Below are 15,794 nucleotides of genomic sequence, written 5' to 3'. Positions count from 1 at the left end.
TGCAGGGTTTTTCATAAATATATTTTAAAAAGACTGCTTAAAAAATCCTGTTGAACGTTCTGTAGAGTTAAATGAACCTACTTTTTTCATGGTGGAACTTTAACTTAGCACTTCGACTGCGCTCAATGTAACACCCTCAAATTTTTTAAACAGTCTTAATCTTATTTCTTTAATACCGGAATACGCAAAACCTGTCCCGGATAGATCTTGTCTGGATCTGTAAGCATTGGTTTATTAGCTTCAAATATTTCAGGATACTTATTAGCCGAGCCATAGTGCTCTTTAGCTATTTTACTTAAAGTATCTCCTCTTTCTACGGTATGAAAAACAGCCTCAGGTTCTTTGTTCTCCACATCCATATTATCATCAACTTGAGCAATACCTTCAACATTTCCAACCACCAATATAATCTTTTCACGAGTGGCTTGATCTTTCGCTAAACCTGAAACCGTGGCCATTTCGCCTTCAATATGAATTTTAAGATTCTCTATTTCTAAATTTAAATCGTGAATTGTTTCTTCTAGTTTTCGTGCCGCCTTTGCATTTTCAAATTTTTCGGCTTCGTCGTTTTCTCCTTCTACTTTTGCTGAAGAATCCTTGGTGGTTTTACCTGCCCCAAAAATTTTAGCACCTGCGTTCTTGATAAATGAAAATAAACCCATATTTATTTATTGATTAGTGTTTCTAAAGTACGAAATACCATTTACATCTTTAACATGAAAACTATTAAAATTTTGTTAGCACTTCCATCAAACAGAAAAACAGCGTCCCACATCTACATGTAAGTAACGCTGTTTAACTAAATAACCAACCAAAAAACTAAATTAAACTTTGGAAATAAACTTGCAGTTGTTCATTCCCAAGATTATAACGTTGAAAATTGAATAAGATTGTTATCAACAAACTTAAAATAACACAATATTCGCATTCTTCTAAAATTACGTATTTTTGCCGCAATTAAAGTATTTATGGAGAACACGTATAAATTTGCTGTAATTGGAGGCGGTAGCTGGGCAACGGCCATTGTTAAAATGTTAAGTGAAAATCTAGATGAAATTTACTGGTACATGCGCAGTAAATCTTCTATAGAACATATTAGAACTCAAGATCATAATCCTAACTACTTAAGCTCTGTCGAGTTTGATGTAAATCAACTTCATTTAAGCAACGACATTAATGAAGTTGTGGCAGCAGCCGATTATTTAATATTTGCAATTCCTTCTGCCTTTGTCCAAAAAGAACTTAATAACTTAAAGATCTCCCTAAAGGATAAGATTATTTTTTCAGCCATTAAAGGAATTGTTCCTGAAAGCAGTTTGATTGTGGGTGAACATTTCAATTTAGAATACGGCGTACCCGATGAAAATTTTGGAGTAATTACGGGACCTTGCCACGCAGAAGAGGTTGCACTCGAAAGACTGTCGTATCTCACCATTGCTTGCCAGGATGAAGAAAAGGCTAAGATCATGGCAAAACACCTTCAAAGCGACTATATAACCTGCAAGACCAGTGACGACGTTACCGGAACCGAGTATGCCGCAATGCTTAAGAATATCTACGCCATTGCAGCTGGAATAGCACACGGACTTGGATATGGGGATAATTTCCAGAGTGTATTAATGAGCAATGCAATTCGTGAAATGAAAAAGTTCATCAAGAAAGTACATAAAATGAAACGTAACATTAATGATTCTGCTTATTTGGGGGATCTTCTGGTTACGGGATATTCGGTATTTAGTCGCAATAGAATGTTCGGAAATATGATTGGTAAAGGCTATACTGTAAAAAGTGCTCAAATGGAAATGAGTATGATTGCTGAAGGCTATTACGCTACAGAAAGCGCTTATAAGATTAATCAGGAAAAAGGAGCTAAAACACCAATTATAAATGCGGTGTATAATATTCTTTACGAAGGAAAAAACCCAAAGAAGGTCTTTAAAAAATTAGCTGAAAAGCTGGATTAATAAGTTACTTCAACAAAGACCTAAAAAGTTAAATCATTACGCAGAAGGATTTCTGCAAAATCATTCGCAATATAAATGAATAATTCTGTTCTTAAAGGCAGCTTATTAGTTGCCTTAGGAGCTTCCAGCTATGGAATGCTCACTACTTTCGTAAAAATGGCGTATGCCGAAGGCTTTACTTCTTACGAAATAACCTTTTCTCAAATGCTTTTAGGACTTGTAGGGCTTGTAATTATCAATCTTCTTTTTGTAAAGGCTAAGAAAACAGCTCACATAGAACCTAAATTGAAGAGCATTCTTAAACTGATGGCTGCAGGTACTTCTTTAGGTCTTACCAGTACTTTCTATTATTTGGCTGTTCAGTACATACCGGTATCAATTGGAATAGTGCTTCTAATGCAAAGTGTATGGATGGGGGTATTTCTGGAGGCTATAGTCGCAAAAAAAGCACCTTCAGCTAACAAGATCGCAGCGGTAGTAGTGATACTAATTGGAACGGTGTTAGCCACAAACATGCTTATGAGCGAAATTGAATTGGACTGGAGAGGCATTGGCTGGGGTCTTTTAGCAGCGATTTCTTACACGGTTACCATTTACACTTCTAACACGGTAGCACTGCAATTAAACTCGTTAAGAAGAAGCTTATGGATGATGTTAGGAGGCACCATTATAGTGGCAGTAATATCGGCACCTTATTTATTAGAACAATTCAATCTGGAAATATTCGCAAAATGGGGACTAATATTGGCATTGTTTGGAACAATTCTACCCCCTATTCTTTTTACAGCTGGAATGCCAAAGATAAACGTGGGCTTAGGCGCTATTATTTCTTCAGTAGAGTTACCCGTGGCCGTTCTTATGGCTTACGTTTTATTGAATGAAAAAATAAACACCTATCAGTGGATTGGAATATTGATTATTATTCTCTCTGTTGTGCTCATGAATTTGCCAAAGAAGAAAAAATCTTAAGTTTTAAGATATAAAAAAAGCCCTTTAGAAAATCTAAAGGGCTTTTTTATATCTTTTTAATAATGTTATTCTGCCAGTATCCCCAACTTTGGTATTATAGGCAGCTCTCTAAGCTTGCTTTCTTTTATACTCTTTGCTCTAAATAAAAATGTTTTTTCATGCATTTTTGATCCCACGAAGTAAGTAACTGCAAATTCATTATTCAGCTTCAACACATCCTCCTGCAGGAACTCTATCTTAGCATACGATTTTGCAGGCAACACCTTTATAGTATGCCGCATTATCGCAGTAGCATCTTTAGAATCATAACCTTTTGAAACGATTAGAACCACTTCTAATGCCTCATTCGTATCATTGATGATATAGGTGTTCCAATCCATCGTCTTGTATTCTTCATGCTGTTCTCTAACCGCAGCAATAAATACGTTGTTAACTTCTGGTATCTCAATATCCTTCTTCAAACTAATCCAGGTTATGTTTAATTTTATTCCAAAGTATATAGATGGCAACCGCTGCAATCAAGAAAAGTATCGCTCCAACTGCAATTTTTATAACTGCGATTATGAACGTTACATAAACAATAATGGCAAATACGATGATCGCCAATATAAAGAATCCGAATTTTTTCATATTAAATTGAAGATTTGAATTGTTCTAAAAATCGAACATCATTTTCGTAAAACATTCTAATATCCCCTATTTGATATAGTAGCATGGCGATACGTTCTATTCCCATTCCGAAGGCGAAACCACTATATTCTGAAGGATCAATTCCACAGTTCTTTAAAACATTCGGATCTACCATTCCGCAGCCCATAATTTCTAACCAACCCGTACCTTTTGTAATTCTATAATCGGTTTCTGTTTCCAGTCCCCAATAGATATCAACCTCAGCACTAGGCTCGGTAAAAGGGAAATAAGACGGTCTAAGCCTTATTTTAGATTTGCCGAACATCTGCTTGGTAAAATACAGTAAAGTCTGTTTAAGATCGGCGAAAGAGACATCCTTGTCTATATACAAACCTTCTACCTGATGAAAGATACAGTGCGATCTCGCCGATATCGCTTCATTTCTAAAAACTCTTCCCGGAGAAATAGTACGAATTGGAGGCTCATTGTTCTCCATATATCTCACCTGTACCGATGAGGTATGCGTGCGCAATAAAATATCGGGGTCGGTTTGAATAAAGAATGTATCCTGCATATCTCGCGCAGGGTGATATTCAGGTAAATTAAGTGCCGTAAAATTATGCCAGTCATCTTCAATTTCCGGTCCTTCAGAAACATTGAATCCTATATTTGAAAAGATGTTGATAATCTCATTCTTCACTATTGAAATAGGATGTCTGGAACCTATTTGAAGTGGTTCTGCAGGTCTTGTTAGATCGCCGTATACCCCTTCTTCCTCCTGCTTTCCTTCCAGCGTTTCCTTTAATTCTGCTACTTTTTCCTGAGAAACTGTTTTCAAGGTGTTTATTGCCTGTCCAAAATCCTTCTTTTGGTCATTCGGAACATTTTTGAACTCAGCAAAAAACTGGTTCAAATGTCCTTTTTTACCTAAATATTCAATTCGAAAAGCTTCAACTTCTTCCAAACTCTGTGCCTGGAACGCTGCAACTTTATCAATGTATTCCTTAATCTTATCAATCATGAATTCTTTTCTTTACAGAAGCGCAAATTTACTAAAATTGTCCAGTTAGAGCAGTATCTTGAAAGTCTTATTGTATATAAGACTTTTCCAGGAAGTAATTTACAATGGCTTCCTTCATTAACACCGATTGTTCTCCGGCTTTTAAATTAGGTAAAACTTCCAGCATTTTAAAATGAGGCCACCCTTCTTCATCAAAATAATCAAATTCATAATATCCATAAGGTTCCAACAAAGTGCAAATTGCAATATGCATTAAGTCTAACTTATGGTCTTTCTTGAATCTTCTGTGAATCTGCCCTAATTCCTGCACTCCAACTAAGTATATAATTGCATCTAGGTCTAACAAATCTCCATCTGCAAATTGAGCAGAAAGTTTAGTTTGAAGGCTACTCCAGCGTTCTTTTAATTGTTCATCTCTTGCCATTTGGCAAAGATACGTATCTTGGAGGATGTAAATACTATTTAAAAACCATGAATATTGTTGACATAATTTTGGCCGTTATATTACTATACGGTGTTGTTAGAGGATTTTTTAGAGGATTTTTTGCCGAACTGGCATCCTTAGTAGCTTTTATTGCCGGGGTATATGCGGCAGTTTATTTTTCTCATATTATCGCCCAATATTTATTTGAAAGAGTTTCATGGAACCCACATATAGTGAACTTGGTTTCTTTTGCTATAACTTTCATTCTAGTGGCATTTTTAATTTCATTAGCTGGAAAATTCTTAACAAGCGTTGCAAATTTTGCTGCTCTCGGAATCATAAATAAGCTGGCAGGGGCAGGGTTTGGTTTTATTAAAATTGCATTTATTACCAGCGTAATAATTATGTTCTTTATTTCTACCAATGAAGATGTTCACCTTGTTGAAAAACAAACTTTAGAAGATTCTATACTTTATAACCCAATTAAATTGATCGCTCCCGCTCTATTACCAACTATTATAGAGGAAGCAAAAGATCTAGAACTTATAAAAACTAAAGAAGAGGCATAAAAAAAGCCCAATATGTTACTATTGGGCTTCTTATATTAATTATTTAGAGTCTAAAAATGCAGCTGATACATTTCGTCCAATTCTGAATCGTTGCTGAAATTCACACCAAGATCCTTGATAATACCACTATCTACTCCATATACCCACCCATGTATGTGTAGATCCTGATTATTACCCCATGCGTTTTGTACTATCGACGTTTTGGCAAGATCATATACCTGCTCTTTTACGTTTAATTCAACAAATTTATTGAAGCGTACTTCTTTATTATCAACGGCATCTAAGTCCTTTTTGTGTAGTCTATAAACATCCTTTATATGACGAATCCAGTTGTCTATTAAACCAATAGAATTATTTTCCATTGCGGCCTTTACTCCACCACAACCATAATGTCCACAAACAATAACGTGTTTCACCTTAAGAACATTTACCGCATAATCCAGAACGCTCAACATATTCATGTCGGAATGTACCACCATATTGGCAATATTACGGTGTACAAAAACCTCTCCTGGCTCTGCTCCTATAATTTCATTTGCCGGCACTCTACTATCGGCACAACCAATCCATAAAACAGGAGGTTGTTGCCCTTTGGCCAGTTTATCAAAAAAATGCGGGTCTTGCTCAAGTTTAGTAGCCACCCATTTCTTATTGTTGTCTATTAAGCTGCTATATAAATCACTCATAATAACTGTTTTTTAATATTTTTAATTAGTAAAAGCTGTTACTCCAAAAAACTGGCGGTAACTCTCGGGGTTTTCAACCACACCTCTCTCTGAGATCAATTTAATGGTTATATTTTTATTTTTTGCTGTTACGGCAAAATCGTCTAGTATTTCTAAAATATCGAGATCTAAAGATCGTGTTTTAGTTACATCCAAAGTTACATAGGAGTTCTCTGGTAAACTCATCAATTCTCGCTGTATTGCGCCCTTATTTAAAAATGTTACTTCTTCTGCAAGAACCATTTTCACTCTGCTCTCACCATTTGAAGCATCTTCAATATGAAGGAAGTGTGAATTCTTATAACTGTTAATTAATATAGTAACAATTCCAACAGCTAACCCTAAAAGTATTCCCACCAATAAATCGGTTGCTACAATTGCGATAACAGTAACTACAAAAGGAATAAACTGCGACTTTCCAAGCTTAAACATAGTAATAAACTGTTTTGGGTTTGCCAGTTTATATCCAATTATAAGCAATACGGCGGCAAGTACTCCCAGCGGGATAAGGTTAAGAAATCTCGGGATTAACAACACACTGAACAACAAGAAAAATCCGTGGATGATAGCTGAAAGTTTTGTTTTTCCTCCACTCATAGCATTGGCCGAACTACGTACAATAACCTGGGTAATAGGCAATCCTCCCACCATTCCAGAAAAGGTATTTCCCACTCCCTGAGCAATAAGCTCTCTATTGGTTGGAGTAACTCTTTTCTCCGGATCTAACTTATCTGTTGCCTCCACACTTAATAAAGTCTCTAAACTAGCCACAATTGCTATGGTAATAGCTACAATATAAATTTGGGAATTTCCTAATTGAGAAAAATCAGGAAAAGTGAACTGTCCAATAAAGTCGTTAACATTATCTGGAACAGGAACTGAAACTAAATTTTTTCCTTTAATTTCAAATATAGAACCGGTTCCACTAAAGAATATTTGATACAAAATACCTACTACTACAGCTACAAGAGGTCCCGGTACCAGCTTAAATATCTTATTCTTTTTAGCCAGAACCTTATCCCATACTAATAGAATAAATAAAGAAATAGCAGTAATAACGATCTCTCCAATAGAAATATAATCCAGCATATGAGCCAGACTAAAAAAGGTATCCTTTCCTGTAGTTTCAAAGAAAGATACCAACCCTTCTGAACTATCATCGTAACCAAAAGCTAACGGGAGTTGCTTTAAAAAGATAATAATTCCAATTGCAGCCAACATTCCTTTAATTACTGAAGAGGGAAAGAAGTAACCAATTACACCCGCTTTAAGAACACCTAATAACACTTGTAACAATCCTGCCAGCACCACAGCTACAAGAAACAACTCGTAACTTCCCAAATCGGCAATAGCGGTAAGCACTACTACTGCCAGACCTGCTGCAGGGCCACTAACCCCAACAGATGATCCGGAAATACTCCCTACCACAATTCCACCTATAATTCCGGCAATAACTCCTGAAAATAACGGTGCGCCACTGGCTAAGGCTATTCCTAAACATAAAGGTAAGGCAACAAAAAATACAACTAAACTCGCAGGTAAATCTGCTTTAATGTGTTTGAACATAAATATGATATGTATGAAGAAGAATCACACAGGAACACAACTCTGCCTATTCAAAAAAAACAAGGCTTAACCCCATGATTTATCTGATTAAAAAAGCAGAGATCCTCACTAAGTGATCTTCCGATTTGTAATAACGTATAAGGGGATTTCCTGAATGCTAGTTAAACTTTTAAGGTTAACACACAGCTATTCTACTTGCTATTGTTTCAGCAATAAAAAGGAATCCAAATGAGAGAGAAATTATATGAAATCTGGCGGGGGAGAAAGAACTTCTTTAGAAAGAGAGTTAAAATTCTTATTCTCGTAAGTATAAATAAGCTGTTTTTCTTTTAAAAACTGAATACTAGCCTGATGAGCGCTCTCATCATTCAAAGTATATTCAGCTATTATATTATTTTTAACCGATTGTTCTTCTTCCGCAGAAGTGTACACAAATGAAATATCCGTATTCCTATCAATCAAAATAACGATAGTAGGTGACATTAAAAATGTTACAAACAGAAAAATTAATATGTAAGTGGCTTTTTTCACAGCGGCAAAAATAATATATCTGTGTAATTAGTAAAGCGAAGTCTAAACTTTTAATCAAAAATTAACATTGGTTTAGCAAAGAAAGCTTTATTTAAGTGTTTTTGCATCTTGAACCAACATCCAACCCTTAGATCTGTTAGCCAATTCAATCTCTATCCAATTTTGGTAGGTATTTAATATCTCTACCTTTGTCCCTTCATGCAATGTAAAAACTTCATTTGCTCTTGCATTAGGCTCATTCTTCACCACAACCTCTTCAGTAAAGATGATAGCAAATTCGCTATTTTGAATATAATTGTACTGCAAATAAGCAAAAATCAGGGTTCCAGCACATCCTAGCAAAAAGACCATAGACGATACAAAGAAAAGCCGCTTAAATTTAGAAGAGACACTAAAATAATATAGTAGAAATAAAACAGCAAATGTTATTGCAGCCACAATTGCTATCCATGCCCAGGCATTATAACTAAAACCAGAAATAAGGTTTTGCAAAAGCTTTGAAAGTCCTGTTTTGGGAAGCTGTTCAATAGCGTCAATAGTCATATTATTTGCAAATTCAAGGTTGTTCCTAATCTCCTTATCATTAGGCTGAAGTTGCAGTGCTTTCTCATAATAAAATATACTTGGTGCTATATGATTTAGCTTGTAATGAGAATTTGCCAAATTGAAGTATAAGGCCGCAGAGGTCTGTCCACTGTTTAAAATCTTTTCATATGAAGTAACGGCCTCTTCATAATTCCCCACATTGTATGCTTCATTTCCCTTATTGAACAAATCATTATTCTGAGCCAGAACAGGAAAAGAACATAGCATTATAAAATAGAATATCTTTTTCATGTTATATCTGTTTATCCAAGGCTGAAATTATACGAGCTGCTCTCTCATAATCCTGCTGCATTGCCACATTAGAAGATGGAGTATATCTTGCAAATTCACAACTTTCTAAAAGCCCCATAAAATCGGTAATGGTTGCGCCATCCACAGTTCTTTCAGCTAACAACGTTTTTATTCTGTCTTTGCTCATCTCACTGGTAGAAAGATGTAATTTAGCTTTTAGATAGTTGTGCAATGCACGCTCTAAGGCTATGTAAAAAGCTTTTTGATCTCCTAGACTTCGCTTGGCTTCTGAAAGATATTTCCTAGCCAACTTATCAGCCTTTTTAATCCTGTTTCCAGAAACATCGCCAGCCATTGCTGCACGTTTTTTACCAAATAGAATTCCCAGTATAACCATTGCGAACGGTAACGAAAGCAATATCCAGAACATCCAAGACCCAAAGAATGGCCCTGAATTGATATCTTTTAAATTAGCATCCAGCTTAATATACTCAAACTGACTTTTAGCTGTGCCCACTGCTTGCTTAGTAACTCCAGTGCCATTTTGGGAGCTATAAGCTGCCCCAGTAGGAGCTTTATCCACATCGAGAAGGATTTCCTTGGAAGTAATTGTTTTATAGGAATTGCTTTCCAGGTCGAAGTAAGAAAAAGACATTGCAGGAATTGGAAATCTCCCTTTTTGACCTGGCACAATGGTATAGCTATCTGTTAGACTCCCTTGAGTTCCATTTAGGTCTGTACGCACATTCTCTATACGTTCAGGCTCATATTTCTCTAAAGAGGCAGGGACTTCTAAAGAAGGTAATTCAAAGAGTTTCAAATTTCCTTTTCCGCTCATCTGTACTTTTAAATTCATCGATTCCGTAGCCGCAAGTTTTGTTTTATCGGCAGTTACTTTAAAATCAAACTTCCCTACTGCACCGGTAAAGTCCGAAGGTTTTCCAGCTTGTGGCAAAGGCTTTACGTCGATGGTTCTTTTCCCTGCCGCCACTGTTTTATCTATGGTGGTATACAGCCTTCCACCAAAGATATCTCTTCTATCACTAGGCACATCTACCGCTACCGAAAGGGTTAAAGGTTCTATTTCTAATTTCCCTGTTTTTTGAGGATAGAGTATCGTCTTTCTCAAAATAACATAGCGATAAGGCTCCCCCTCATATTCTCCTGTTTCTATCTTCAATTGCCTGATATCTATGTTCTGACTCCAGAAATCGCTATAAACCGGACTGTCAAGTTCCCTCCAATTGCTCACGCTTACCCTGGGACTCACCCAAAGTTTATATACGACTGTAATTGCCTGATTCAAATACGGGGTGGCATTAGAAATCTCAGCCACCAGATGCAGATTTTCAGAAGCAACAAAATCAGAATTATTTCCGTCTTTAGGAGTATCTACTGCTGCGGTAACCTCAACTTGAATAGGGGACGTTTTATAGACAGCATCATCAATAGTGATCTCTGCCTGACCTATGGTGAATTTTCCGCGAGCCGTAGGAGCTAGGAAGTAACTATAGGTTTTAGAATAAGTACGCTTTCCATTGATCCAGCTGTTACTTACCGCCTGGTTAGGACCACCAACCACGGTAAACCCGTTGAAAGACGGGGCTTTGAAATCGTCTCCGTCCTGATTCATTTCAAAATCTACCCGAAGCCTTTCATTAACTCCCAGCTTCTTTTTACTTACCTGTGCCTCAAATTTAACCTGTGCCATTGCTAGGTTGGAGACCATTAAAAAAATGCTGAGTATGAATATTCTTAAATTCATGCCTACTATTAACTTATTTATGCGCTGTTGTTAGTCGAATTCACTTTTATAATACTACCAGTCTTTATCTGTTCTGGTTTTAGCACCCTTCGCCTTCTGAGCGTTTATCTTATCCTGTACTTTTTTCTCTTCGTTGTTCATAGCATCAAGCAAGCTTTTTATCTGCTGAGGAGATAATTGCCCCTGTTGAGGTTGCTGTTGTTGAGGTTGCTTTTGATCCTGATCTTTCGGTTTGTCTCCTTCTTTCCCATCCTTCTCATCTTTAGGATCGCCTTTATCATCAGGTTTTTCAGGCTGTTTTTGTTCATCTTTTTTATCATCTCCTCCCTGATCCTCTTTCTTATCGCCATCTTTTTTATCCTGCTCCTTATCTCCTTCATCTCCCTTTTTATCTTTATCCTTATCGTCTTTCTTCTGATCCTGATCTTTATTGTCGTCTCCCCCACCATCTTGGTCTTGCTTTTCCTTTTCCAACATTTTTTTAGCTAAGGCAAGGTTATACCTGGTTTCTTCATCAGAAGGTGCATTGCGCAATGCATTTTTATAAGCTTCAACGGCTTCGGCATATTTCTTTTGTTCCATATAAGAATTTCCCATATTATGAAAAGCTTTATGCTTCTCTACTTTGGAAGTGCTCACCTCGGCAGCTTGTTTATATCGGGAAGTAGATTGGGGAACTCGCTCCTTTCCATAATACATGTTTCCCATATTATATCTTGCAGTAGTATTTTCGGGATCTTTAGCAACGGCCTTTCTATAAGCAGCTTCGGCCGCAGGGAAATTATCCTCTCCTAAAGCTGTTTCTGCATTGCGCAATAATTCAGTAGTTTCTTTCTGAATTTTCTTATCCTTCTCTTGTAAAGTTTGGGCATAAGAAAAGGATAGACATAACAAGAAAAGACCTAGAAAGACCTTCAACTTTTTATTTTTTATACAGAAAAGATGTTTCATGTTATTCTAACTTTTATGCTCATTAAAAAGATTCAATTTTCTGATCCATGCGGTTTTTCTTTCTGATAAAAATAGGTCTATCAATAAAAGTAAGATTGCAATCCCTAAAAACCATTGATATTGAGCTTGATAATCGGCAAATTGCTTGGCTTCAAATTCAGTCTTATCCAGCGTTTGAAGATTATCGGTCACTTTTTCAATTACTTCCGAAGTGACATTCCCCGGAATATATTCTCCGTTCGCAGCATCAGCAATATCTTTTAACGTAGTCTCATTCAACCTGGTAATAACTGTTTGCCCCGATTGATCCTTCTTATAACTTTTAATTACGCCATTCTGCTTTAATGGGATAGGACCACCTTTTTCACTCCCCACCCCAATAGTAAATATGCGAATACCTTGAGAAGCTGCTTCCTTAGCTATAGCTCCTGCATTCCCTTCATGATCTTCCCCATCGCTAATAATAAACAGTACTTTACTGGTTTGATCTGCATCATTATAATAAGTGCTTGCCAACTGAATTGCTTCATTTATAGCTGTTCCCTGCGAAGAGACCATATCGGTATTCATTGCCTGTAAAAACATTTTTGCTGAAGCATAATCTGTAGTAATAGGAAGTTGCGGAAAAGCACTTCCGGCATACGCTATAATCCCAACCCTGTCACTCGCCAAACTGTTTATTATTTGGGTAACTAATTGTTTTGATTTCTCCAGTCGATTTGGAGCCACATCTTCGGCTTCCATACTTTTAGAAACATCTATCGCAAATACGATATCTACCCCTTCCCGGGTAATGGTTTCCATCTTGGTCCCAATCTTTGGGTTGACAAGTGCCAAGATCAAGCATATAAATGCCAGCAGTAAAATGAGAAATTTCAATGCGGGCTTGAATCGGGATTTATCTGGACTAAGCTGTTCCAGCATTTCCGCTTGAGCGAACTGCTTTTGTTTGCGTTTCTTCCATACCTGCAAGCCTAAATAAATAAGGATGAGCACCGGTATGATGAGCAATAACCAGAAATATTTCTCTTCCTCTAAAATATACATTTCAATGCTTGTTTATGTTTGGCAGGCATACACCACCTGCAAAAATTTTGCCTAAATCTCAATTTTGAAAAACATCTTTTACATATGTCAATTTAATGCTACTTCCTTTAAATAAAGCTCTTAAAGACAGTAGACCTTAGAACGAATTCTAACAGAAGGAGCACTCCTGCCATAAGGAGCAAGGATTGGAACTTATCTTCATAATTATAGTATTTGAATTCTTCTATTTCCGTTTTTTCCAGACTATCTATTTCCTCATAGATATCTTCCAGTTTTTCATTATTTGTAGCTCTAAAATATTTCCCTCCTGTGGTTGTAGCGATCTCTTCTAAAAGTTTTTCGTCTATCTCAACCTTAACATTTCCGTATTGAAATTGCCCATTGGGTAAAATTCCTATCGGTGAAAGGGCCGTCCCATTACTTCCAACTCCAATCGTGTAGGTTTTTATGCCATATTCTACCGCAAGCTCACTTGCAATTTTAGGATCTATAAAGCCGGCATTATTCACCCCATCGGTTAATAAAATAATCACTTTGCTCTTCGCTTTGCTTTCTTTTAATCGATTCACCGAAGTAGCCAGTCCCATCCCGATGGCAGTTCCATTTTCCAACACAGGATTGTATTTAATATCTTCCAAAGCGCTTAGTACAACGGCTTTATCACTAGTTACCGGGGTCTTGGTAAAACTTTCTCCTGCATATTGCACTAAGCCAATCCTATCGGTAGGTCGGCCTTTTATAAACTCACTTGCAACTTCCTTTAAAGCCTCTAATCTGTTTGGCTGCAGATCTCTTGCCAACATACTGGCAGAGACATCTATTGCCAATACGATGTCTATTCCTTGAGTTGAGGTGGTTTTATTGGAAACATCGGTGGTTCGTGGTCTTGCCATAGCGACAATTAAAAGCGCCAGAGCTAGTAATCTAAGAACGAATAATCCATGCTTTAAAACTGGTAGTAGATTCGATTTAAGTTTGAATCCTCGTATACTGGACATCTTAAGCTCTGCCTGCTGCTTGTTCCTTTTCCAGAAATACCATGCAGCCACGAATGGCAGTATAATTAAAAGCCAGAAAAACTGTGGATTCTCAAATGTATAGTTTTCAAACATTAATTTCTGGATTTACTAAATTCAACCGAATTAATTACGCGGTTCGCAATTTCATCGGCATATACATCTTCTTCATCGTAGATCACCGTTATTTGCTGAAAACCACCGTTTTCAACAAAATTCAATATCAGGTATTTTTTATTGTATGATTTTTTAGTTTTAGCATCTTCCAGTTCTAAAGTTCCAAAAACTTTCATGCCATTCACACCTTCCAGCGTACTATAATCTTCATCTTTTAAAATGATATTTTTAGCTCCCTTCCGCTCCAAATTGGCATATACTCCGTCCAGCGCCGTTTTTAGATCGAATTTTTCTTCCTTTTTAAAACGTACTGTACTTAAAACTATATACAACTTACTATCTAAAGTGCCATAGATAAAGGTTTCATTCCCTACCAGCATTTCCTTTGCCTCATTAGGCATATCTATTTCTCCGCGAACAAGAACATCTGGAGTTGTAATACTTACCGCAGGATCTCCATACTCACTTTGTATCCATTCTCCATTCAACAATTCTTTTGTTGGGTTGCCCCATAGATTATCGGCTATATAATCAAATCCTTTAGTTGAAATAAGTACCGTTATCACTATTGCCAGTATAGCGACTGCTGAAGCAGCCCCAATCAGTATGCGTTTCTTCTTTCGTTTTCTTTCCAACTCCCTGCGATAGGCTTCATCTTTTAATAGCTCTTCCTGAGATGGTTCCGGGATAGCTGCTTTGGTATCTATAATAACATGTTCGATCTTGGATCGGTCGCTTTTAGCCGTAATGATGTCGGGTTTAGAATTGGCAAACTTCGCAAGATCAGCCCTTTGGAGGATGACTTTCAACTCATCTATCGTTTGCTTGTTTAATTTTAAAGCTCCCGCATTCATCTTTAATTCCATGAAATCAATAAGCTCGGAGGTGGTACTCTCCATAGCACGAAGATTTACCTCATCTTCTAGGTATCTTCTGACAGCTTCGGTAAGCTTGGAATAATATTCCTTTGTCTGCCTGTTTTCCAGTAAATGGGAAGCATCCAATTGCTGCAGCTCAAACAAGGCACGTTCAAAAGGTGGTAATTTTTTCGCACCAGCCACTTTTCTCTTTCTTTGGTGAAAAAGGAAATAAGCTAAACCTGCTATAAGCAACAAGCCAAGCATCCACCATATCCAGTTGCCCAAATTAACGCCCCTTGGGACTTCCATTGCAGGTTTAATTGGATACATTTTTTGCTTAGTAGTATCTACCACCACATCGGTCACTTCCACCAACATAGAATCGGTGAGAAATGGAGTTTCGTTAATTAATACCCGTTGCTGCGGAATGGTGTACGAACCTGAATCGAATTGGGTAAGTGTATATTTCTTTAATAATTTGAACCTGTTCTCTAAACGTGTAGTATCCACCCCCAGAGATTCTACTACCTCTAATGGCTTAAAAGTGTTTCCTTCAGGAAAAATTACCAGGTTGATAGAATCAGTTTCTACCTGAATGCTGTAAATTATCTGTTCCCCAATCTTTATTTGCGTAGAATCAATTTGTGCTGAAAACTTTGTGTTTTGAGAGAAAACCTGAATAGAAGAGCTAAGCAGGAAACTAAAAAGTAGCAAGGCTATTAATTTCAAATTCTGAAATTTCACAGGTCTAAGCATTTTTAAAACTGATATGAAATTGATGAATGTCAAATATTTTTTAGTC

Annotated in this window: 16 protein-coding genes; 3 read left to right on the top strand and 13 right to left on the bottom strand. The window is 36.9% G+C overall.

The window, feature by feature from the left end:
• Window positions 1-161 precede the first annotated feature (161 nt).
• A complete protein-coding gene (gene lysM, locus L1I30_RS03480) occupies window positions 162-662 on the bottom strand; it encodes a peptidoglycan-binding protein LysM (protein ID WP_236132858.1) in 501 nt (166 codons plus the stop codon).
• A 306-nt stretch (window positions 663-968) separates the two neighbouring features.
• Between lysM and L1I30_RS03475 the strand changes: the two genes are divergently transcribed.
• A complete protein-coding gene (locus L1I30_RS03475) occupies window positions 969-1,964 on the top strand; it encodes an NAD(P)H-dependent glycerol-3-phosphate dehydrogenase (protein ID WP_236132857.1) in 996 nt (331 codons plus the stop codon).
• Window positions 1,965-2,039: 75 nt separating this feature from the next.
• Entirely contained in the window at window positions 2,040-2,933 is an 894-nt protein-coding gene (locus L1I30_RS03470) for an EamA family transporter (RefSeq protein ID WP_236132856.1), read from the top strand.
• A gap of 65 nt (window positions 2,934-2,998) precedes the next feature.
• On the opposite strand, the gene L1I30_RS03465 is transcribed toward L1I30_RS03470, so the two are convergent.
• From L1I30_RS03465 to L1I30_RS03455, 3 genes are all read right to left on the bottom strand, one after another.
• Window positions 2,999-3,394, bottom strand: coding sequence for a hypothetical protein (locus tag L1I30_RS03465; protein WP_236132855.1), 396 nt, complete (start codon window positions 3,392-3,394; stop codon window positions 2,999-3,001).
• Between the two features lie 170 nt (window positions 3,395-3,564).
• Window positions 3,565-4,584, bottom strand: coding sequence for a phenylalanine--tRNA ligase subunit alpha (locus tag L1I30_RS03460; RefSeq protein WP_236132854.1), 1,020 nt, complete (start codon window positions 4,582-4,584; stop codon window positions 3,565-3,567).
• A 67-nt stretch (window positions 4,585-4,651) separates the two neighbouring features.
• Window positions 4,652-5,008, bottom strand: a complete 357-nt coding sequence (locus L1I30_RS03455) for a hypothetical protein (RefSeq protein WP_236132853.1) — start codon at window positions 5,006-5,008, stop codon at window positions 4,652-4,654.
• On the opposite strand from L1I30_RS03455, the gene L1I30_RS03450 reads away from it, so the two are divergent.
• The gene (locus L1I30_RS03450; RefSeq protein WP_308444041.1) at window positions 5,002-5,577 is read left to right on the top strand and encodes a CvpA family protein; all 576 of its coding nucleotides are present in this window, start codon (window positions 5,002-5,004) and stop codon (window positions 5,575-5,577) included. The genes L1I30_RS03455 and L1I30_RS03450 overlap by 7 nt on opposite strands.
• Window positions 5,578-5,627: 50 nt before the next feature.
• On the opposite strand, the gene can is transcribed toward L1I30_RS03450, so the two are convergent.
• The 9 genes from can to L1I30_RS03405 all read right to left on the bottom strand — a co-directional run bounded on the left by can (window position 5,628) and on the right by L1I30_RS03405 (window position 15,736).
• Window positions 5,628-6,263 (bottom strand): carbonate dehydratase, encoded by a 636-nt coding sequence (gene can, locus L1I30_RS03445; protein WP_236132852.1) that lies wholly within the window; start codon window positions 6,261-6,263, stop codon window positions 5,628-5,630.
• Between the two features lie 21 nt (window positions 6,264-6,284).
• Window positions 6,285-7,868 carry a SulP family inorganic anion transporter gene (locus L1I30_RS03440; RefSeq protein WP_236132851.1) on the bottom strand — a complete coding sequence of 528 codons (1,584 nt, stop codon included), beginning with the start codon at window positions 7,866-7,868 and terminating at the stop codon, window positions 6,285-6,287.
• 240 nt (window positions 7,869-8,108) lie between these two features.
• Window positions 8,109-8,351 (bottom strand): hypothetical protein, encoded by a 243-nt coding sequence (locus L1I30_RS03435; RefSeq protein ID WP_236132850.1) that lies wholly within the window; start codon window positions 8,349-8,351, stop codon window positions 8,109-8,111.
• Window positions 8,352-8,486: 135 nt separating this feature from the next.
• Entirely contained in the window at window positions 8,487-9,236 is a 750-nt protein-coding gene (locus tag L1I30_RS03430) for a tetratricopeptide repeat protein (RefSeq protein WP_236132849.1), read from the bottom strand.
• A 1-nt stretch (window position 9,237) separates the two neighbouring features.
• The gene (locus tag L1I30_RS03425; protein ID WP_236132848.1) at window positions 9,238-11,001 is read right to left on the bottom strand and encodes a BatD family protein; all 1,764 of its coding nucleotides are present in this window, start codon (window positions 10,999-11,001) and stop codon (window positions 9,238-9,240) included.
• 54 nt (window positions 11,002-11,055) lie between these two features.
• On the bottom strand, window positions 11,056-11,952 hold the full coding sequence (locus tag L1I30_RS03420) for a tetratricopeptide repeat protein (protein ID WP_236132847.1): 897 nt from the start codon (window positions 11,950-11,952) through the stop codon (window positions 11,056-11,058).
• Window positions 11,953-11,958: 6 nt separating this feature from the next.
• On the bottom strand, window positions 11,959-12,999 hold the full coding sequence (locus L1I30_RS03415) for a VWA domain-containing protein (protein ID WP_236132846.1): 1,041 nt from the start codon (window positions 12,997-12,999) through the stop codon (window positions 11,959-11,961).
• A 107-nt stretch (window positions 13,000-13,106) separates the two neighbouring features.
• On the bottom strand, window positions 13,107-14,111 hold the full coding sequence (locus tag L1I30_RS03410) for a vWA domain-containing protein (protein ID WP_236132845.1): 1,005 nt from the start codon (window positions 14,109-14,111) through the stop codon (window positions 13,107-13,109).
• A complete protein-coding gene (locus tag L1I30_RS03405) occupies window positions 14,111-15,736 on the bottom strand; it encodes a DUF4381 domain-containing protein (RefSeq protein WP_236132844.1) in 1,626 nt (541 codons plus the stop codon). The genes L1I30_RS03410 and L1I30_RS03405 overlap by 1 nt, the downstream gene beginning before the upstream one ends.
• Between the last annotated feature and the right edge of the window lie 58 nt (window positions 15,737-15,794).

Origin of the sequence: Gillisia lutea (assembly GCF_021568705.1) — a bacterium.
In the GTDB taxonomy this organism is placed as follows: Bacteria; Bacteroidota; Bacteroidia; order Flavobacteriales; family Flavobacteriaceae; genus Gillisia; species Gillisia lutea.
This window is presented reverse-complemented; position numbering and strand designations above follow the sequence as displayed.